The sequence below is a fragment of the Streptomyces sp. NPDC088354 genome, from assembly GCF_044753585.1.
GTDB lineage: Bacteria > Actinomycetota > Actinomycetes > Streptomycetales > Streptomycetaceae > Actinacidiphila.
This window is the reverse complement of the sequence record NZ_JBIVNJ010000010.1, coordinates 24,871-42,303: the sequence shown is the minus strand read 5'-3', so window position 1 is coordinate 42,303 and position 17,433 is coordinate 24,871. Positions and strand designations below refer to the sequence as shown.

Annotated in this window: 16 protein-coding genes; 9 read left to right on the top strand and 7 right to left on the bottom strand. The window is 73.7% G+C overall.

The window, feature by feature from the left end; genetic code table 11:
• Nucleotides 1-42: 42 nt before the first annotated feature.
• Nucleotides 43-2,661: an AAA family ATPase gene (locus ACIP98_RS17250; protein WP_401976637.1), complete on the top strand. Its 2,619-nt coding sequence runs from the start codon at nt 43-45 to the stop codon at nt 2,659-2,661.
• Here ACIP98_RS17250 and ACIP98_RS17245 read toward each other — a convergent pair.
• Nucleotides 2,652-3,515 carry a 3-hydroxybutyryl-CoA dehydrogenase gene (locus tag ACIP98_RS17245; protein WP_319665904.1) on the bottom strand — a complete coding sequence of 288 codons (864 nt, stop codon included), beginning with the start codon at nt 3,513-3,515 and terminating at the stop codon, nt 2,652-2,654. The two genes, ACIP98_RS17250 and ACIP98_RS17245, sit on opposite strands and share 10 nt — an antisense overlap.
• A gap of 262 nt (nt 3,516-3,777) precedes the next feature.
• On the opposite strand from ACIP98_RS17245, the gene ACIP98_RS17240 reads away from it, so the two are divergent.
• On the top strand, nt 3,778-5,028 hold the full coding sequence (locus ACIP98_RS17240; RefSeq protein WP_401976634.1) for a glycoside hydrolase family 10 protein: 1,251 nt from the start codon (nt 3,778-3,780) through the stop codon (nt 5,026-5,028).
• 61 nt (nt 5,029-5,089) lie between these two features.
• Here the strand turns inward: ACIP98_RS17240 and ACIP98_RS17235 are convergent, their stop codons facing one another.
• Together ACIP98_RS17235 and ACIP98_RS17230 are read right to left on the bottom strand one after the other, a co-directional pair.
• The gene (locus ACIP98_RS17235) at nt 5,090-5,299 is read right to left on the bottom strand and encodes a DUF1918 domain-containing protein (protein WP_319665906.1); all 210 of its coding nucleotides are present in this window, start codon (nt 5,297-5,299) and stop codon (nt 5,090-5,092) included.
• A gap of 90 nt (nt 5,300-5,389) precedes the next feature.
• On the bottom strand, nt 5,390-6,850 hold the full coding sequence (locus ACIP98_RS17230) for an aldehyde dehydrogenase family protein (RefSeq protein WP_319665907.1): 1,461 nt from the start codon (nt 6,848-6,850) through the stop codon (nt 5,390-5,392).
• A 334-nt stretch (nt 6,851-7,184) separates the two neighbouring features.
• On the opposite strand from ACIP98_RS17230, the gene argC reads away from it, so the two are divergent.
• Genes argC through ACIP98_RS17200 form a run of 6 tightly spaced genes read left to right on the top strand, consistent with a single transcriptional unit; the run spans nt 7,185 to nt 12,305 of the window.
• Nucleotides 7,185-8,213 carry an N-acetyl-gamma-glutamyl-phosphate reductase gene (argC, locus tag ACIP98_RS17225; RefSeq protein ID WP_319665488.1) on the top strand — a complete coding sequence of 343 codons (1,029 nt, stop codon included), beginning with the start codon at nt 7,185-7,187 and terminating at the stop codon, nt 8,211-8,213.
• The gene (locus ACIP98_RS17220; RefSeq protein ID WP_319665487.1) at nt 8,210-8,404 is read left to right on the top strand and encodes a hypothetical protein; all 195 of its coding nucleotides are present in this window, start codon (nt 8,210-8,212) and stop codon (nt 8,402-8,404) included. Before argC ends, ACIP98_RS17220 begins: the two co-directional genes overlap by 4 nt.
• Nucleotides 8,401-9,552 carry a bifunctional glutamate N-acetyltransferase/amino-acid acetyltransferase ArgJ gene (gene argJ / locus ACIP98_RS17215; protein WP_319665486.1) on the top strand — a complete coding sequence of 384 codons (1,152 nt, stop codon included), beginning with the start codon at nt 8,401-8,403 and terminating at the stop codon, nt 9,550-9,552. Before ACIP98_RS17220 ends, argJ begins: the two co-directional genes overlap by 4 nt.
• Nucleotides 9,549-10,502: an acetylglutamate kinase gene (gene argB, locus ACIP98_RS17210; protein WP_319665485.1), complete on the top strand. Its 954-nt coding sequence runs from the start codon at nt 9,549-9,551 to the stop codon at nt 10,500-10,502. Before argJ ends, argB begins: the two co-directional genes overlap by 4 nt.
• Nucleotides 10,499-11,755, top strand: a complete 1,257-nt coding sequence (locus ACIP98_RS17205; protein WP_319665484.1) for an acetylornithine transaminase — start codon at nt 10,499-10,501, stop codon at nt 11,753-11,755. Before argB ends, ACIP98_RS17205 begins: the two co-directional genes overlap by 4 nt.
• A 7-nt stretch (nt 11,756-11,762) precedes the next feature.
• Nucleotides 11,763-12,305: an arginine repressor gene (locus ACIP98_RS17200; protein ID WP_319665483.1), complete on the top strand. Its 543-nt coding sequence runs from the start codon at nt 11,763-11,765 to the stop codon at nt 12,303-12,305.
• Nucleotides 12,306-12,336: 31 nt separating this feature from the next.
• On the opposite strand, the gene ACIP98_RS17195 is transcribed toward ACIP98_RS17200, so the two are convergent.
• From ACIP98_RS17195 to ACIP98_RS17180, 4 genes are read right to left on the bottom strand one after another with little or no spacing between them, the layout of a single operon-like run.
• Nucleotides 12,337-13,116 (bottom strand): SDR family oxidoreductase, encoded by a 780-nt coding sequence (locus tag ACIP98_RS17195; protein WP_401976629.1) that lies wholly within the window; start codon nt 13,114-13,116, stop codon nt 12,337-12,339.
• Between the two features lie 34 nt (nt 13,117-13,150).
• A complete protein-coding gene (locus ACIP98_RS17190) occupies nt 13,151-13,888 on the bottom strand; it encodes an FAD:protein FMN transferase (RefSeq protein WP_401976838.1) in 738 nt (245 codons plus the stop codon).
• 44 nt (nt 13,889-13,932) lie between these two features.
• Nucleotides 13,933-14,481 (bottom strand): FMN-binding protein, encoded by a 549-nt coding sequence (locus ACIP98_RS17185; protein WP_319665481.1) that lies wholly within the window; start codon nt 14,479-14,481, stop codon nt 13,933-13,935.
• Nucleotides 14,482-14,488: 7 nt separating this feature from the next.
• Nucleotides 14,489-15,874, bottom strand: coding sequence for a ferredoxin reductase family protein (locus ACIP98_RS17180; protein ID WP_319665480.1), 1,386 nt, complete (start codon nt 15,872-15,874; stop codon nt 14,489-14,491).
• 306 nt (nt 15,875-16,180) lie between these two features.
• Between ACIP98_RS17180 and ACIP98_RS17175 the strand changes: the two genes are divergently transcribed.
• Nucleotides 16,181-17,374, top strand: a complete 1,194-nt coding sequence (locus ACIP98_RS17175) for an argininosuccinate synthase (protein ID WP_319665479.1) — start codon at nt 16,181-16,183, stop codon at nt 17,372-17,374.
• Nucleotides 17,375-17,433 lie beyond the last annotated feature (59 nt).

Below are 17,433 nucleotides of genomic sequence, written 5' to 3'. Positions count from 1 at the left end.
GCGCCATTGACAAGGTAGTTGCATCAACGTTGTCATGTGCATATGCCGTCCCTGATCGGGCGTCGGGAGATCCTCGACCATGCCCGGACACAGCTGAGCGCCGGTCCGGGCGTCCTGTTCCACGGATCCGCGGGCATCGGCAAGTCCGCGCTGCTGGACGCCTTGACGGAGCAGGACGGGGAGTTGTCCGCGGGCGGCTCCGTACTGCGCTGCGCCCCCGTCGAGGAGGACGCCAAGCTGCCCTTCGTGGCGCTGATGGACCTCTTCGCCCGCGTACCGGACGCCTATGTGGACGGGCTGTCCGAAGGCCCCCGCGCCGCCCTGCGCGCCGCCCTGCTGCGCGGGCGTGAGCCGGTCTCCCCGCAGAGCCGGCTGGCCGTGCGCGACGCGGCCGTCGACCTGCTGCGGGCGTTGTCCGCGGCCGGTCCGGTCCTCATCGTCGTCGACGACCTGCAGTGGCTCGACATGCCGAGCGCCGAGGTCCTCTCGGTCGCCCTGCGGCGCCTGTACGACAAGGCGCCGGTACGCTTCCTGGCCGCCGAGCGGGTCATGGACGGGGAGGAGCCGCTCGGACTGCGCTGCTGCCCGCCGGGCACCACCACCGTGCCCGTGCCCCCGCTCGCCGACGGCGAGGTGGCCGACCTCCTGCTGCAACGCACCGGCCGGCAGCTCCCCGAGCACGCGCTGCGCGCGATCCAGGAGACCGCCGCGGGCAATCCCCTGTACGCGATCGAGCTCGGCCGCGCCGCCCTGCGCGACGGCATGCCCGTCGAGGCGGGCGACACCCTGCCCGTACCGCCCCGGCTCCGCGACCTGCTCCTGGACCGGGTACGGCTGCTGCCCGCCTCCGCCCGGCAGACGCTGCTGGTCGCCTCCGCCGCGGCGCGCCCCACGCTGCCGCTGCTGGCCGCCGCCGGCATCCCGGACCCGGCGGGCGACCTGGCCACCGCCGAGGCGCTCGGCGTCGCCGTGGCCGACGCCGAGCAGACGATCCGCTTCCACCACCCGCTGATCCGCGCGGCGGTCTATGCCGACGCCCCGGAACACGGCCGACGCGCGGCCCACAAGCTGCTCGCCCGTGCGGTCCCCGAGCCCGTCGAGCACGCCCGCCACCTGGCGCTCGCCCATCCGCACGCCGACGAGACCACCGCCGCCACGCTCACCGCCGCCGCCGGGTCCGCCCGCCGCCGCGGTGCCCCCGCCACCGCCGCCGAACTGGCCGCGCTGGCCGCCCGCCGCACCCCCGCCGACCGCCCCGCCGAGCGCGCCGAACGACTGCTGGCCGCGGCCGAGTACGCCAGTGACGCGGGGCTGCGCGCGGACGCCGACCGCTCCGCGGAGACCGTACTGGCCGAGGCCGCCTCCGCCCCGCAGCGCGTCCGCGCCCGGCTGATCATGCTCGGCAACGCCGGGCAGGCCCTCGGCGGCACCGGCCGGCTGATCTCGGACGGCCTGGTCGAGGCCGAGGGGCACCCCGAACTGGAGGCCCGGCTGCACCACTGGGCCGCGGTGCGGCATCTGATCGGAGGCCGTCCCGCCCAGGCCGCCGCGCACGCGCGGCGCGCCGCCTACCCGGCGCCGGCGACCGGCCCGGCCGTGGGCGGCGTCACCGCCGACACCCGGGTGGCCGCCCTGGCCCTGCTCGCCCGGCTGCACGCCCTGCACGGCGAGGCCGCCGCCGCCGAGTCTGCGCTCGGCGAGGCGATGGCGCTGCTCGGCCCCGCCGACGAGCCGGGTGCCCGGGAGCTCGTGCGCACGCGGGCGCTGCTGGCCGCCGACGCCGACCGCATCGACGAGGCGGAACGCGAGATGGCCGGGCTGCTCGACCGGCCGGGCGAGTACGCCTCCGTGGAGGAGACCGCCGCCACCCTGGTCGCCCTGGTCCGCATCCAGGTCAGGTCCGGGCGCTGCCGCGAGGCCCTGGACAACGTGGCCCGCTGCGCCGTCCTTCCGGTCCGCGCGGGCAGCGACTCCTCGCCGGTGCTCTACGCCGCCACGCTCGCGGAGACCGCGGGCGGCCGGCTGGACCGCGCACTGGAGCTCGCCGACCGTACGGTGCGCGCCTGCACGACCGACGGCGACCAGCTGTTCCTGCTGCGGGCTCTGGGCGTGCGCGGCCGGGCCCAACTGCTCGCGGGGGGACGGGAGAACACCGCCGCGGCCGTCGACACCCTCCGGCAGGTGCGGCGGCTGGGGGAGACGATGGGGATCTGCGACCCGGTGCTGCTGCGCTGGTACGGCGACCTCGCGGAGGCGACCGCCATCCTCGGTGACACCGACGCCGCCGCCGAGGTGCTGCGCGCCGCCCGCCGCCGCGCCGGGGCCCGTCCGCCGGTGAGCGTGGTCGCGGCCCTGGAACGCGCGGAGGGACTGCGCGACATCGCTCTCGGCCATCACAAACGGGGCACCGCCCGTATCCAGTCCGCCGTCGCGCGACTGCGCGGGCGGTCACTGCCGCTCGACCTCGCCCGCACCCTCATCGTGCTGGGCGCCGCCGAACGCCGCCCGCGCCGGGCCGCCGCCGCGCGCGGGGCGCTGACGGAGGCCCTGGAGATCAGCTCGGCCGTGGGCGCGGCCCCGATGGAGGCCAGGGCCCGCGCCGAACTGGCCCGGTTCGGCGGGAGCCGCCCGGCGGCGACCCGGGCCGCGGGTTACGTGTAGTCGTAGAAGCCGTGGCCGCTCTTGCGGCCCAGGCGGCCCGCGTCGACCATGCGCTGGAGCAGCGGGGGAGCGGCGTACAGCGGCTCCTTGAACTCGTGGTACATCGAGTCGGCGACCGAGGCCACGGTGTCCAGGCCGATCAGGTCGGAGAGCTTGAGCGGGCCCATCGGGTGGGCGCAGCCCATCTCCATGCCGTTGTCGATGTCCTCACGGCTGGCGATGCCGGACTCGAACATCCGGATCGACGACAGCAGGTACGGGATGAGCAGGGCGTTGACCACGAAGCCCGCCCGGTCCTGGGCGCGGATGGGGTGCTTGCCGAGCACGTCGGTGACCAGCTTCTCGGCGCGCACCAGCGTCTGGCCGTCGGTGGTCAGCGCGGGGATCAGCTCGACGAGCTTCTGCACCGGCGCGGGGTTGAAGAAGTGGATGCCGAGCACCTGCTCGGGACGCGAGGTGGCGACGGCGAGCTTCACCAGCGGGATGGAGGAGGTGTTCGAGGCCAGGATGGCGTCCCGGCGGGTCACCACCTGGTCGAGGACCTGGAAGATCTCCGTCTTGACCTGCTCGTTCTCCACGACGGCCTCGATGACCAGGTCACGGTCCGCGAAGTCGCCGAGGTCGGTGGTGAAGCTGAGGCGCTCCAGCGCCGCGTCGCGCTCCTCCTCGGTGATCTTGCCGCGCTCGGCGGCCTTGGCGAGCGACGTCGTCAGGCGCGTGCGGCCCAGTTCCAGGGCCTCGCCGGTGGTCTCGGCCACCCGGACGTACAGTCCCGCCCGGGCGCACACCTCGGCGATGCCCGCACCCATCTGGCCACAGCCCACCACACCGACAAAACGGATGTCGTCGTTCAACGCCCAGCCTCTCCCTGATCGCGAGACGAAGACCCGGGCCGTTGTACGGACCGGACCAGCCCGATCGACAGTACACCCGGGTGGACGACCGCAGGCCGCCGGTGCGAAGGTGCCGTCGGGCCGCACGTCAGGCCGCACGTCGGGCCGCACCGGAGGCGCAGCCCGGGGCCGCGCGGTGACACGCCGGGGCCCGGCACGGGTTGCCCGCGGCGGCCGGTTCGCCGCATGATCGGCCGAAGTGACGGATCATCAGGGGGATCGGATGGCTCACCTCTCACGCAGGGCCTTCGCCGCCGGTGCGGCCGGCGCCCTCTCCGTGGCGCTGACGTCGGCGGACGCATCGGGTGCCGCCGCGACCGGTGCCGCGGTCCCGGCGGGCGGCGCCGCGCTGCCGCAGTTCCGCGGCATGTGGCTCGCCACGGTCGGCGGCCGCGACTGGCCGTCGGCCCGCGGCGGCTCGCCCGACGAGCAGCGCGGCGAACTGCTGGACTACCTCGACACGGCCGTGGACCGCCGGCTGAACGCCGTGGTCATGCAGGTCCGGCCCACCGCCGACGCGTTCTGGCCGTCCCCGTACGAGCCGTGGTCGGAGTACCTGACCGGCGTCCAGGGCCGCGACCCGGGGTGGGACCCGCTGGGCACCGCCGTGGAGGAGGCGCACGCGCGGGGGCTGGAGCTGCACGCCTGGTTCAACCCCTACCGGATCGCCAACCACGCAGACCTGTCCCGGCTGTCGCCCCAGCACCCCGCCGTGCGCAACCGCGGCTGGGCCGTCCCGTACGCCGGGAAGCTCTACTACAACCCTGGTCTGCCCGAGGTCCGCGCCTTCGTCCAGGACGCGATGCTGGACGCGGTGCGCCGCTACCCGGTCGACGGCGTCCACTGGGACGACTACTTCTACCCGTATCCCGTGGCGGGGAAGGCGTTCGCCGACGACGACGCCTTCGAGCGGTACGGCGACGGCTTCTCCGACCGGGCCGCCTGGCGGCGCCACAACACCGACCTGCTGGTGAGCGAGACCGCGGCGCGCATCAAGCGGCTGCGGCCCTCGGCGCGGTTCGGCATCAGCCCCTTCGCGGTCTGGCGCAACAGCACCACCGACCCGCGCGGCTCCGCCACCCGCGGCGGCGTGCAGACGTACGACGACCTGTACGCCGACACCCGCGGATGGGTGCGCAAGGGCTGGATCGACTACATCGCGCCCCAGGTGTACTGGAACATCGGCTTCGAGATCGCCGACTACGCGACGCTGGTCCCCTGGTGGTCCGACGTCGTGGCCGGCACCGGGACGGACCTCTACATCGGCGAGGCCCTGTACCGGGCCGGGGCCGCCGGCGAGGCCCAGGCCTGGCAGGACCCGGAGGAGCTGTCGCGGCACCTGACGCTGGCCGCGGACCACCCCGAGGTCGGCGGCAACATCTTCTTCTCCGCCAAGGAGGTCGTCACCGATCCCATCGGCGCGATGAGCCGCGTCGTCCAGGACCACTACCCCACCCGGGTCCGGGCACGCTGAAGGATCCGCGGCCGCGCGGGGGCGGCCGCGGTCCGGGACGCGGTGGGGCTGCTGCCGCGCGCTACGGCTGGGGGGTGCGGGTCACGCCGTGTTCGTGCTCGACCGTCGAGTCCGGTCCGGGCGACAGGATGCACTCGTGCCCGTCCTCGAACCGCACCCGGTACGGCGGCTCCCCGCTCTTGCCCATGACCTCGACGATCTCGGCCACCTTGTCGTGCTGTCCGACGACACGTCCGTGCTGCCTGACGTGGTCACCCTTGTTCGCGTGCATCGGTCGACCTCCTGGGAACTCGGCGGTCCACGGCTTGGCTCCTCCAGTCTAGGGTCGGCGGCCGGGTCCGCACCCGCTGCGCGGGACGCCTCAGAAGGGGTACCGGGGCTGCTGCGTGGCCACCGTCAGCCAACGGGTGTTGGAGAAGGCCTCGATGCCCCAGCGGCCGCCGAACCGGCCGTAGCCGCTGGCCGCAAAGCCGCCGAAGGGCGCCTGCGGCTCGTCGGCCACCGTCTGGTCGTTGACGTGGACGATGCCGGTGCGCAGCCGGCGGGCGACGGCCAGGCCGTGCGTGGCGTTCTCGGTGATGACGCCCGCGGTCAGCCCGTGCTCGGTGTCGTTGGCCAGGGCCACGGCGGTGTCGTCGTCCGCGAAGCCGGCGATGGTGACGAGCGGCCCGAAGGCCTCGGCGCGGTAGAGCTCCGCGTCGCCGGGGACCCCGGAGAGCACCGTCGCCGGGTGGACCGCGCCGTCCGGTTCGCCGCCGCCGGTCAGGAGCGTGGCGCCCTTGCCGACGGCGTCCTTGATCAGGGCGGCGACCCGGCGTGCCGCATCGGCGCTGACCAGCGGGCCGACGACGGTGTGCGGGTGGGAGGGGTCGCCGGCGGGCAGCGAGGCGACCTTCGCGGTGAACTTGGCCGTGAACTCCTCGACGAGGCTCTCGTGGACCAGGAGGCGGTCGGCGGACATGCAGATCTGCCCGGCGTTCAGGAAGACCCCGAAGGCGGCGGCGTCGACCGCGTGGTCCACGTCCGCGTCCTCCAGGACGATCACCGAGTTCTTGCCGCCGAGCTCCAGGACGGCGGGCTTGAGGTGGCGGGCCGCGAGCGTGCCGACGATCCGGCCGACCTCGGTGGAGCCGGTGAAGTTGACGGCGCGGACCCGGGGGTCGGCGATGAGCGCCTCGGCGACCTCGGCCGCGTCCTCGGGGGCGTTGGTGACGACGTTCAGCACCCCGTCCGGCAGCCCCGCCTCGCGCAGCAGGTCCGCGACGAACAGCCCGCACGCCACCGGCGCGTCCTCGCTGGGCTTGACGACGACGGTGTTGCCCGCCGCGAGCGGTGCCGCGACCGCGCGGACGCCCAGGATGAGCGGCGCGTTCCACGGGGCGAAGGCGGCGACGACGCCGAGCGGCTCGCGCACCGCGAGCCCGAGCACGCCCTCGTCCTGCGCGCTGAGCACCTCGCCGCGCGGGGCGGTGGCCGCCGCGGCGGCCTCGCGCAGGATGCCGGCGGCCAGTCCGACGTTGAAGTACGCCCAGGGCCGGGTCGCGCCCGCCTCGTGGGCCATGATCTCGGCGACCTGCTCGGTACGGCCTTCCAGCAGGTCGGCGGCGGTGAGGAAGATCCTGCGCCGCTCCACCGGGCTCAGCGCCGCCCACTGCGGGAACGCGCCGTGCGCCGCGTCCACCGCCCGCGTGATGTCCTCGGGGCCCCCGGCGGCGACCGTCGCCCAGACCTCGCCGGTGTACGGGTCGACGTCCTCGGCCGTGCGCCCGGAGGCGGCCGGCACGTCCTTGCCGCCGATCAGCAGTTCCCGCGTGATGGTCATGGCAGCCCCTTGTCCTGCGGCGAACGGCGCTGTTCGCACAGTGAACCATCGTTCATCGAGCTTTCGGCCACCGAGTCTGCGGCGCCCCCGTCGCCCTGTCAACGGACCCGCACCCATGGCCGCATGCCGGTTCCGGACGCCGCGCCCGGCGTCGTCGGCCCCGCGCCGGCCCCGCATCGTTGCGTCGCGTTTGCGCGGCGGTCGGGTCGATGCCGCCTGCCCGCAGCGGACTCCGGGCACGGTGCGCGGAACGGGCGTGACCGGCGGGATCGCGTCAGGGCTTTGCATAAAAGTTCCGGCGGCCGTATAGTCATGCCATCGACGAGGAGGGTCCATGGCATTCCGGGCAGCGGTGGCGGGTGCGAGCGGTTACGCGGGCGGAGAGGTGCTGCGCCTGCTGCTCAACCACCCCGAGATCGAGATCGGCACGCTCACGGCGAACTCCAGCGCCGGGCAGCGCCTCGGCGGCCTGCAGCCGCACCTGCTGCCGCTCGCGGACCGCGTCCTCCAGCCCACCGACCCCGAGGTGCTCGCCGGGCACGACGTGGTCTTCCTCGCCCTGCCGCACGGCCAGTCGGCGGCCGTCGCGGAACAGCTCGGGGAGAACGTGCTGATCGTGGATTGCGGCGCCGACTTCCGGCTCACCGACCCCGCCGACTGGGAGCGCTTCTACGGCAGCCCGCACGCCGGCACCTGGCCGTACGGCCTGCCCGAGCTGCCGGGCGCGCGCACCGCGCTCGCCGGGACCCGCCGCATCGCGGTGCCCGGCTGCTACCCCACCGCCGTCTCCCTCGCGCTCTTCCCGGCCTACGCGGCCGGACTGGTCGAGCCCGAGGCCGTCGTCGTCGCCGCGTCCGGCACCTCCGGCGCGGGCAAGGCGGCCAAGCCGCATCTGCTCGGCAGCGAGGTCATGGGCAGCATGACCCCGTACGGCGTCGGCGGCGGCCACCGGCACACCCCGGAGATGATCCAGAACCTGTCGGCGGCAGCCGGTGAGCGCGTGACGGTCTCCTTCACCCCGACGCTGGCCCCCATGCCCCGCGGCATCCTCGCCACCTGCACCGCTGCCGCCCGGCCGGGCGTCACCGCCTCCGCCGTGCGCGCCGCGTACGAGAAGGCGCTCGCGGACGAGCCCTTCGCGCACCTGCTGCCCGAGGGGCAGTGGCCGGCCACCGCGTCGGTGGTCGGCTCCAACGCCGCGCTGGTGCAGGTCGCGTACGACGAGGCGGCCGGCCGGATCATCGCCATCAGCGCCATCGACAACCTCACCAAGGGCACCGCCGGCGGTGCCGTGCAGAGCATGAACATCGCCCTCGGCCTGCCCGAGGAGACGGGCCTGAGCACCGTCGGGGTCGCGCCGTGACCCCCCGCCCCGCCACCCGCGCGCGCCGCGCCGTCGCCGTCCTGCTGACCCGGGCGGCTCCCTGTGACACGGCACCCGGCACCGGCGCCACCACCGCCCACACGGCCACCGAGCCGCACCAAGGCACCATGACGAAGTCCGCCCCCACCCGGTGGACCACCGCGGAAGCGACGAAGGAGACCACAGCGTGAGCGTCACGGCAGCGCAGGGATTCACGGCGGCCGGCATCGCCGCCGGGATCAAGGAGAACGGCAACCCGGACCTGGCCCTGGTGGTCAACAACGGTCCGCGCCTCGCCGCGGCCGGCGTCTTCACCTCCAACCGCGTCAAGGCCGCCCCCGTCCTGTGGTCAGAACAGGTCCTGCGCGGCGGCCAGGTCTCCGCCGTCGTCCTCAACTCCGGTGGCGCCAACGCCTGTACGGGCCCGCTCGGCTTCCAGGACACCCACACCACCGCCGAACGCGCCGCCGCCGCCCTCGGCCACAGCGCCGGCGAGGTCGCGGTCTGCTCCACGGGACTCATCGGCGTGCGCCTGCCCATGGACAAGCTGCTGCCGGGCGTGGACGAGGCCGCCGCGGCCCTGTCCCCGCACGGCGGCGAGAAGGCCGCCATCGCCATCAAGACCACCGACACCGTCCACAAGACCGCCGTCCACGACGGCGACGGCTGGAGCGTCGGCGGCATGGCCAAGGGCGCGGGCATGCTCGCCCCGGGCCTGGCCACCATGCTGGTGGTGATCACCACCGACGCCGACCTGGACTCCGCGACGCTGGACAAGGCGCTGCGCGCCGCCACCCGCACCACCTTCGACCGCGCCGACTCCGACGGCTGCATGTCGACCAACGACACCGTGCTGCTGATGGCCTCCGGCGCCTCCGGCGTCGCCCCCGCGTACGAGGACTTCGCCGCGGGCGTCGAGCGGGTCTGCGCCGACCTGGCCCGCCAGCTGATCCGCGACGCCGAGGGCGCCTCCAAGGACATCAAGATCGAGGTCGTCAACGCCGCGACCGAGGACGACGCGGTGGAGGTGGGCCGTTCCATCGCCCGCAACAACCTCCTCAAGTGCGCCATCCACGGCGAGGACCCCAACTGGGGCCGGGTGCTCTCCGCGATCGGGACGACCTCGGCCGCCTTCGAGCCCGACCGCCTGAACGTGGCCATCAACGGCGTCTGGGTCTGCAAGGCCGGCTCGGTCGGCGAGGACCGCGAGCTGGTCGACATGCGCTACCGCGAGGTGCACATCACCGCGGACCTCGCCGCGGGCGACCGGACCGCGACGATCTGGACCAACGACCTGACCGCCGAGTACGTCCACGAGAACAGCGCCTACAGCTCATGAGCGCGCGCAAGCACACCGCCCTGCCCAAGGCGCAGATCCTCGTCGAGGCGCTGCCCTGGCTGACCCGCCACAACGGCAAGACCGTCGTGGTCAAGTTCGGCGGCAACGCCATGGTCGATGAGGAGCTGAAGGCCGCGTTCGCGCAGGACGTCGTCTTCCTGCGGCACGCCGGGCTCAAGCCGGTGGTCGTGCACGGCGGGGGCCCGCAGATCAGCGCGCAGCTCGACAAGCAGGGCCTGGTCAGCGAGTTCAAGGCGGGGCTGCGGGTCACCACGCCCGAGGCCATGGACGTCGTGCGCATGGTGCTGGCCGGGCAGGTGCAGCGCGAGCTGGTCAACCTCCTCAACCAGCACGGCCCCCTCGCGGTCGGCATGACCGGCGAGGACGCCCACACCATCAGCGCCACCCGGCACCGTCCGGTCGTCGACGGCGAGGCCGTCGACATCGGCCGGGTCGGCCAGATCACCGCGATCGACACCGGCGCCATCGAGGCCCTGCTCGACGACGGCCGTATCCCGGTCGTCTCCTCTATCGCCCGCAGCGCCGACACCGGCGACGGCGCCGGGGTCTACAACGTCAACGCCGACACCGCGGCCGCGGCCCTCGCGGCCGCCCTCGGCGCCGAGACCCTGATGGTCCTCACCGACGTCGAGGGCCTCTACGAGGACTGGCCCCACAGCGACGAGGTCATCAGCCGGCTCACCGCGAGCGAGCTGGAGAAGCTGCTGCCGGAGCTGTCGAGCGGCATGGTCCCCAAGATGGAGGGGTGCCTGCACGCCGTACGCAACGGCGTGAACACCGCCCGGGTCATCGACGGGCGCGTCCAGCACTCGATCCTGCTGGAGATCTTCACCGACGAGGGCATCGGCACCATGGTGGTGCCCGACCCCGCGAACGGCATCGCTGACGGCATCGCGAACGGAAACGCGCACGGAGGGGGACGGGCATGACCGGGACCGGGAACCACGGCAACCAGGCCAACCACGGCAACCACGGCAACCAGGGCAACCAGGCGCTCACCGAGCGGTGGCAGGGCTCCTTGATGGACAACTACGGCACACCGCGGCTGCCCCTGGTCCGCGGTGAGGGCGCCACCTTCTGGGACGCCGACGGCAACGCGTACCTGGACTTCCTCGGCGGCATCGCCGTCAACGCCCTCGGCACCGCGCACCCCGCCGTCGTGCGCGCCGTCTCCGAGCAGATCGCCACCCTCGGCCACGTCTCCAACTTCTTCGTCGCCGAGCCCACCGTCGCCCTCGCGGAGCGGCTGCTGCAGCTGTCCGGGCGGCCCGGGCGCGTGCTCTTCTGCAACTCCGGCACCGAGGCCGTCGAGGCCGCCTTCAAGATCGGCCGGATGACCGGCCGCACGCACATGGTCGCGACCGAGGGCGGCTTCCACGGGCGCACCATGGGGGCCCTCGCGCTCACCGGACAGCCCAAGAAGCAGGAGGCCTTCCACCCGCTGCCCGGCGACGTGACGCACGTGCCGTACGGGGACACCGAGGCGCTGCGCGCCGCAGTGACGCGGGAGACCGCCCTGGTGGTGCTGGAGCCGATCCAGGGCGAGAACGGCGTCGTCGTCCCCCCGGCCGGCTACCTCGCCGCGGCCCGCGAGATCACCCGGGCGGTCGGCGCCCTGCTCGTCCTGGACGAGGTGCAGACCGGCATCGGCCGCACCGGCCACTGGTTCGAGCACCAGGCGCAGGGCATCGAGCCCGACGTCGTCACCCTTGCCAAGGGGCTCGGCGGCGGACTGCCCATCGGCGCGGTCCTCGCGTTCGGGCCCGCCGCCGACCTGCTGACCCCCGGTCAGCACGGCACCACCTTCGGCGGCAACCCGGTCGCCTGCGCCGCCGCGCTGGCCGTCCTGGACACGATCGCCGCCGACGGCATCCTGGAGAACACCAAGCGGCAGGGGGAGAAGCTGCGGCAGGGGATCGAGGCGCTGGGCCACCCACTGGTCGATCAGGTGCGTGGTGCGGGCCTGCTGCTGGGTATCGTGCTCACCGAGCCGCTCGCCGCCCAGGTGCAGAAGGCGGCTCAGGACGCCGGACTCCTGGTGAACGCCGCCGTACCCGACACGGTGCGGCTCGCCCCGCCGCTCATCCTGGGTGACGCGGAGGTGACGGCCTTCCTCCGGGAGCTGCCGGGGGTGCTGGACGCCGTCCGGGCCCAGCACGAGGGATCGCGAGCCGGAGAATGACACGACGATGAGCGAGGCGCAGCAGCAGGGCGGCGGAGCCGCGGCCGTACCGCAGACCCGGATGGCACGCCACCGGCGGATCGTGGACATCCTGAACCGGCTCCCGGTGCGGTCGCAGAGCCAGCTCGCCAAGCTGCTCGCCGACGACGGGCTGACCGTCACGCAGGCGACGCTCTCCCGGGACCTCGACGAGCTCGGCGCCGTCAAGATCCGCACCAACAACGGTGAGTTGATCTACGCGGTGCCGAGCGAGGGCGGATTCCGCACACCGCAGGCGCCGCTGGGCGAGTCGGTGAAGGAGGAGCGGATGCGCCGCCTGGCCAGTGAACTGCTGATCTCCGCCGAGGCCTCGGCCAACCTCGTCGTCGTGCGTACGCCCCCGGGGGCCGCGCAGTTCTTCGCCTCGGCGATCGACCAGGCCGAGGTGTACGACATCCTCGGCACCATCGCGGGCGACGACACCGTCATGCTGATCAGCCGCGACCCCTCCGGAGGGCAGGCGGTCGCCGACCACCTGCTGCGCCTGGCCGGGGGCGGCGCCGAGCGATGAGCCCGGCGCCACGCGGCTTCCTGACGGGTGATCAGGCGACCGGGCTGAGACCGCCGTCGAGGTTGATGCCGGTGCCCGTCACGTAGGCGGCGCGGTCCGAGAGCAGGAACGCGACCAGGTCCGCGAACTCCCCGGCCCGCCCCACCCGGCCGAGCGGGATGCCGGACTCGCGGCCCATCGTGGCGTACAGCTCCTCGACGGTGATGCCCCGCTCCGCGGCCAGGCGGTCCCACTGCCCGCTCTCGACGAGGCCGACCAGCACGGCGTTGACCCGGATGTTGTCGGGGCCGAGCTCCTTGGACAGCGCCTTGGTGAGGGCCAGGCCCGCGGCCCGGGACACCGAGGTGGGAGTGCTGCCCGCTCCCGGTGCCTTGGCGGAGACGGCGAGGGTGTTGACCACACTGCCGCCCCCCGCGGCGCGCAGGTGCGGCAACACCAGCCGGGTCAGCCGGACCGCGGCGTGCAGCTTGAGGTCCAGGTCCTCCTCCCACACCGAGTCGTTTTGGCGCTCGAAGAATCCGGCCGCGCTGCGGCCGGCGTTGTTCACGACGGCGTCGACCCGCCCCCAGCGGCCGTCGGCGGCGGAGACGAAGCGCTCCAGGTCCTCGGTACGGGTCACGTCGGCGGGGACACCGAGGACGTCCGCCCCGGTGGCACCCAGGTCCTTGACCAGGCGCTCGATGCGCTCGGCGTCGCGGCCGCACAGCGCCACCTTGGCGCCCTCGGCGGCCAGCCGCCGGACCAGGGCCGCGCCGAGGCCGTCGGACCCTCCGGTGACGAGCACGACCTTGTCGCTCAAATGCAGATCCATGGGACGCATTCTTGCCCCTGCGAACCGCTGATCGTCAAGCGCTCAACTGGGCGGTGAGACCCCCGAATCCCCGGGTCTGCCAGGTGGAGCCGTCGGCGGTGACGGCGAACGCCTCCGTGCCGGGGAGTTCTTCCAGCCATTCCCGCGCGGCCGGGCCCATCGCGTACCCGGCGGTGGCCCGCACGTCGGCCTCGGTGAGCCCGGGGCAGACCACGGTGAGCGAGGCGAGGCCGTCCGCGGGCGGTTGGCCGGTGTGCGGGTCGAGGATGTGGCAGCCGCGCTCGGCGGGACCGGAGGTGGCGACGGCGAGTTCGCCGTCCGCGCACTCCACCACGGTCGCGAGGCCCCCCGGCCGCAGCGGGTCGGCGATGCCCACCCGCCACGGGCCGCCGGTGAGCTGGACGTCCCCGCCGCCGTTGACGCAGACCGACTCCGCGCCGGCGGCGGCGATGGCGCGCGCGGCGCGTTCCACCGCCCAGCCCTTCACCAGCCCGGTGGGGTCGGGCGCGGTGTCCGGCCCCGCGTAGCGGAGGGTGAACCAGCCGCCGGTGGCGAGCTCCGCCTCCGCGCAGCGCCGCAGCACCTCCCGCACCTCCAGGGAGCAGTCCTGGGGGCCGAGTTCGCCGCGGCCGAGTCGGCTGACCTCGCTGTCGGGGCGGTAGGTGGAGAACAGTGCGTCGGCCTCGTGGAGCCCGGCGACCGCCGCCTCCAGGGCCGCCCGCACCCGCGGGTCACGGGCGCCGCGGACGTCGAAGGAGAACACCGTCCCCATGCAGTGTTCGACGTGGCGCAGTCGAGGGGGGTTGTCGGACACGGTCAGACACCGGCCTTGTCCAGCGCGCTCTGCAGGGACTGCTGGTAGCCCTGGCTGGTGAAGGAGGCACCGGAGACGGTGTCGATGGCCGCGCTCTGCGCGGTGACCGCCGCCTGGTTGAGCCGTGGGATCGCGGAGGCGGTCAACTGGTCGCTCATCGGTGTGCCGTTCGGGGCCTGAACGGCGGTCGCCGCGGTGATCCGCCCGCCCTCCACGGTGATGCTGACCTGCACCGGCCCGTAGCTGGTCTGCGCCACGTCCCCGGTGACCGTCCGCTTGGCGGGTGCGGCCGGCGCCGCGGGCCGGGCGGACGCGGCGGGGGAGCCGGCCGGCGTCCGGCGCGCCGGTCCTGACGGCTCCGTCACCGGCACCGTCGGGTCGCCGCCCGCCGCGGAGGGCTCCGCCGACACCGGCGGCCGCTGCGGCGCCCGGACCCCCGCCTGCGAGGCGAAGGGCGCCGTCGTCGGCTTCAGCGCCAGCAGCAGCACGATGGCGGAGACGGTTGTCGCACCGGTCAGGACGATCCGGCGGAGCGGATGCTTCTTCTTCACGGGCACCTCACAGCTCGAAGGACTCGTGGTGGATGCGGCGTTCGGGCACTCCGGCCTCGCGCAGCGCGGAAAAGGACTCCTCGGCGAGCCCGGGCGGCCCGCACAGGAAGACGTCGTGCTCCTCGATGTCCGGCAGCATCCTGCGCAGCGCCTGCGCGGTGATCTCCGGACGGGCCCCGCCCGGGCCGTTGACCGCGTAGACCAGGCGGGCGCCGCGCTCGGCGGCGATCTCCTGCAACTCGGCCCACAGCGCGAGGTCCTGCTTGCTGCGCGCGCGGTAGAGCAGCGTGAGGTCGCCGCGCGCGGCCGGCAGCGTCTCGAACAGTGCCCGCAGCGGGGTGATGCCCGCACCGCCGGCCAGCAGCAGTACTTTGCCGCCGCGGCGCCGCGAGGCGGTCATCGCGCCGTACGGCCCCTCCGCCCACACACGGGTGCCGGGCCGCAGCCCGGCGAGTGCCGAACTGTGCCCGCCGACCGCCTTGACGGTGATGCGCAGCAGGTCGGGCCGCGGCGGCGCGGACAGCGAGTACGGGTGGGAGCTCCACCGCAGCCCCTCGGCCATGAACCGCCAGCGGAAGAACTGGCCGGGCTCCGCGCCCAGCCGGTGCAGTCGCCGCCCCCTGATCAGCACCGACACCACCCCGGGCGCCTCCTCCACGGTCTCCTCGACCCGCATGCGGTGCTTGAGGTTGAGCCGGACGGGGACCAGCACGCGGTACCAGAGCACGAGGCCCGTGACCGTGCCGTAGAGGGCGTACCAGACGCCGCGCGCCGTCGCGTCGCCTGCGAACTCCGCGCCGGTGGCGAGCTGGTGCCAGAACGTCAGGTAGACGGCGGCATAGGTGAGCAGGTGGATGTAGTACCAGGTCTCGTACCGCAATCTGCGGCGCAGCGCGCCCGCCGAGAGGAAGCCGATGAGCAGCAGCAGCCCGGTGCCGATCGTCGCCTTGATCATCTCGGGGTAGTCCAGCACGACGCTCGTCGTCTGCCGGGCGATCGGCAGCCCGGACTGCGCGGAGTAGCCCCAGAGGACGAGCACGACGTGTGCCACGACCAGCGAGATCGCGTAGCGGCCGGTCATCGCGTGCCAGCGGGCGACCCGGTCGGAGCCGACCCGCCGCTCCAGGGCCGGGACCCTGGCCATCTGGAGGACGACGAGGGAGATCGCGTAGCCGCCGAGCAGGCCGGTGATCCGGCCGGCGGCGATCAGCCGGTCGGCCGTGACCGGCCGGACGTAGGGGGTGTTGCCCCACCACAGCCAGACGACCCCGGCGGCACCCGCCCAGGCCAGCAGGAGCAGGGGGACCGCGGGGGAGCGGCGGGGACGGATCCGGCGCATGGCCTGCCGTCTGCCCGCCCTGCTGTTGTGGATCATCGTGCTCGTGGCCGCCATGCGGTGGGGTACGGGCGGGAGTTCGAGGTGACTCAAAGCGGGGCTTCGCCTGACGGCCGGGGCGGGGGTGTGCTATGTGCTGCGCGCGGCGCGCCGTTGTGCCGCGGCGGGCGCTGTGCCGGTGCTCGGGTGCGGGTGCGTGTGCGGGTCGCGCGGTTCCCCGCGTCCCTCCGGGGTGGGTTCCCGTGCCTGCGGCACGGCTGTGACCTGCGGCGACACGGCCGATTGACGAAACATACGGGGGAGTGCATACTTATACCCAACAGCGTATGCACCCTCAGGCCTCGCGCACCAAAGGAGAGACCCGTGACCGAGCGCGTCGTACTCGCCTACTCGGGCGGACTGGACACCTCCGTCGCCATCGGCTGGATCGCCGAGGAGACCGGCGCCGAGGTCATCGCCGTGGCCGTGGACGTCGGCCAGGGCGGCGAGGACCTGGACGTGATCCGCAAGCGGGCGCTGGCCTGCGGCGCGGTCGAGGCCGAGGTCGCGGACGCCAAGGACGAGTTCGCCGACGAGTACTGCCTCCCGGCGATCAAGGCCAACGCCCTCTACATGGACCGCTACCCGCTGGTCTCCGCCCTCTCCCGGCCCACCATCGTCAAGCACCTGGTGGCCGCCGCGAAGAAACACGGCGCCTCCGTCGTCGCCCACGGCTGCACCGGCAAGGGCAACGACCAGGTCCGCTTCGAGGCCGGCATCTCCTCCCTCGCCCCCGAGCTGAAGTGCATCGCCCCGGTCCGCGACTACGCGATGACCCGCGACAAGGCCATCGCCTTCTGCGAGGAGAAGAACCTCCCGATCGCCACCACCAAGAAGTCCCCGTACTCGATCGACCAGAACGTCTTCGGGCGGGCCGTCGAGACCGGCTTCCTGGAGGACATCTGGAACGCCCCGATCGAGGACGTCTACGAGTACACCCAGAACCCGGCCACGCCCCGCGAGGCCGACGAGGTGGTCATCAGCTTCAAGCAGGGCGTCCCGGTCGCCATCGACGGCAAGCCCGTCACCGTCCTGCAGGCGATCCAGCAGCTCAACGAGCGTGCGGGTGCCCAGGGCATCGGCCGGATCGACATGGTCGAGGACCGGCTGGTCGGCATCAAGTCCCGCGAGGTGTACGAGGCGCCGGGCGCGATCGCGCTGATCACCGCCCACCAGGAGCTGGAGAACGTCACCGTCGAGCGCGAGCTCGCCCGCTACAAGCGGCAGGTCGAGCAGCGCTGGGGCGAGCTGGTCTACGACGGCCTGTGGTTCTCCCCGCTCAAGCGCGCCCTGGACGGCTTCATCAACGAGGCCAACCAGCACGTGTCCGGTGACATCCGGATGACCCTGCACGGCGGCCGCGCCGTCGTGACCGGCCGCAAGTCCGCCGAGTCGCTGTACGACTTCAACCTGGCGACGTACGACACCGGTGACACGTTCGACCAGTCCCTCTCCAAGGGCTTCATCGAGATCTTCGGCATGTCGTCGAAGATCGCCGCCAAGCGCGACCTGGCCTAGTCAGTAGCCTCGACCACGGCAGACCGCCTCCCCGCCCGTCCCACGGCGGGGAGGCGGTC

Excerpts from the sequence above, each read along its gene's own strand:
- argC (WP_319665488.1), top strand. The coding sequence starts at position 7,185 with ATGGCATTCCGGGCAGCGGTGGCGGGTGCGAGCGGTTACGCGGGCGGA.
- ACIP98_RS17200 (WP_319665483.1), top strand. The coding sequence starts at position 11,763 with ATGAGCGAGGCGCAGCAGCAGGGCGGCGGAGCCGCGGCCGTACCGCAG.
- ACIP98_RS17240 (WP_401976634.1), top strand. The coding sequence starts at position 3,778 with ATGGCTCACCTCTCACGCAGGGCCTTCGCCGCCGGTGCGGCCGGCGCC.
- ACIP98_RS17250 (WP_401976637.1), top strand. The coding sequence starts at position 43 with ATGCCGTCCCTGATCGGGCGTCGGGAGATCCTCGACCATGCCCGGACA.
- argB (WP_319665485.1), top strand. The coding sequence starts at position 9,549 with ATGAGCGCGCGCAAGCACACCGCCCTGCCCAAGGCGCAGATCCTCGTC.
- ACIP98_RS17190 (WP_401976838.1), bottom strand. The coding sequence starts at position 13,888 with ATGGGGACGGTGTTCTCCTTCGACGTCCGCGGCGCCCGTGACCCGCGG.
- ACIP98_RS17230 (WP_319665907.1), bottom strand. The coding sequence starts at position 6,850 with ATGACCATCACGCGGGAACTGCTGATCGGCGGCAAGGACGTGCCGGCC.
- ACIP98_RS17195 (WP_401976629.1), bottom strand. The coding sequence starts at position 13,116 with ATGGATCTGCATTTGAGCGACAAGGTCGTGCTCGTCACCGGAGGGTCC.
- ACIP98_RS17205 (WP_319665484.1), top strand. The coding sequence starts at position 10,499 with ATGACCGGGACCGGGAACCACGGCAACCAGGCCAACCACGGCAACCAC.
- ACIP98_RS17235 (WP_319665906.1), bottom strand. The coding sequence starts at position 5,299 with ATGCACGCGAACAAGGGTGACCACGTCAGGCAGCACGGACGTGTCGTC.
- ACIP98_RS17180 (WP_319665480.1), bottom strand. The coding sequence starts at position 15,874 with ATGGCGGCCACGAGCACGATGATCCACAACAGCAGGGCGGGCAGACGG.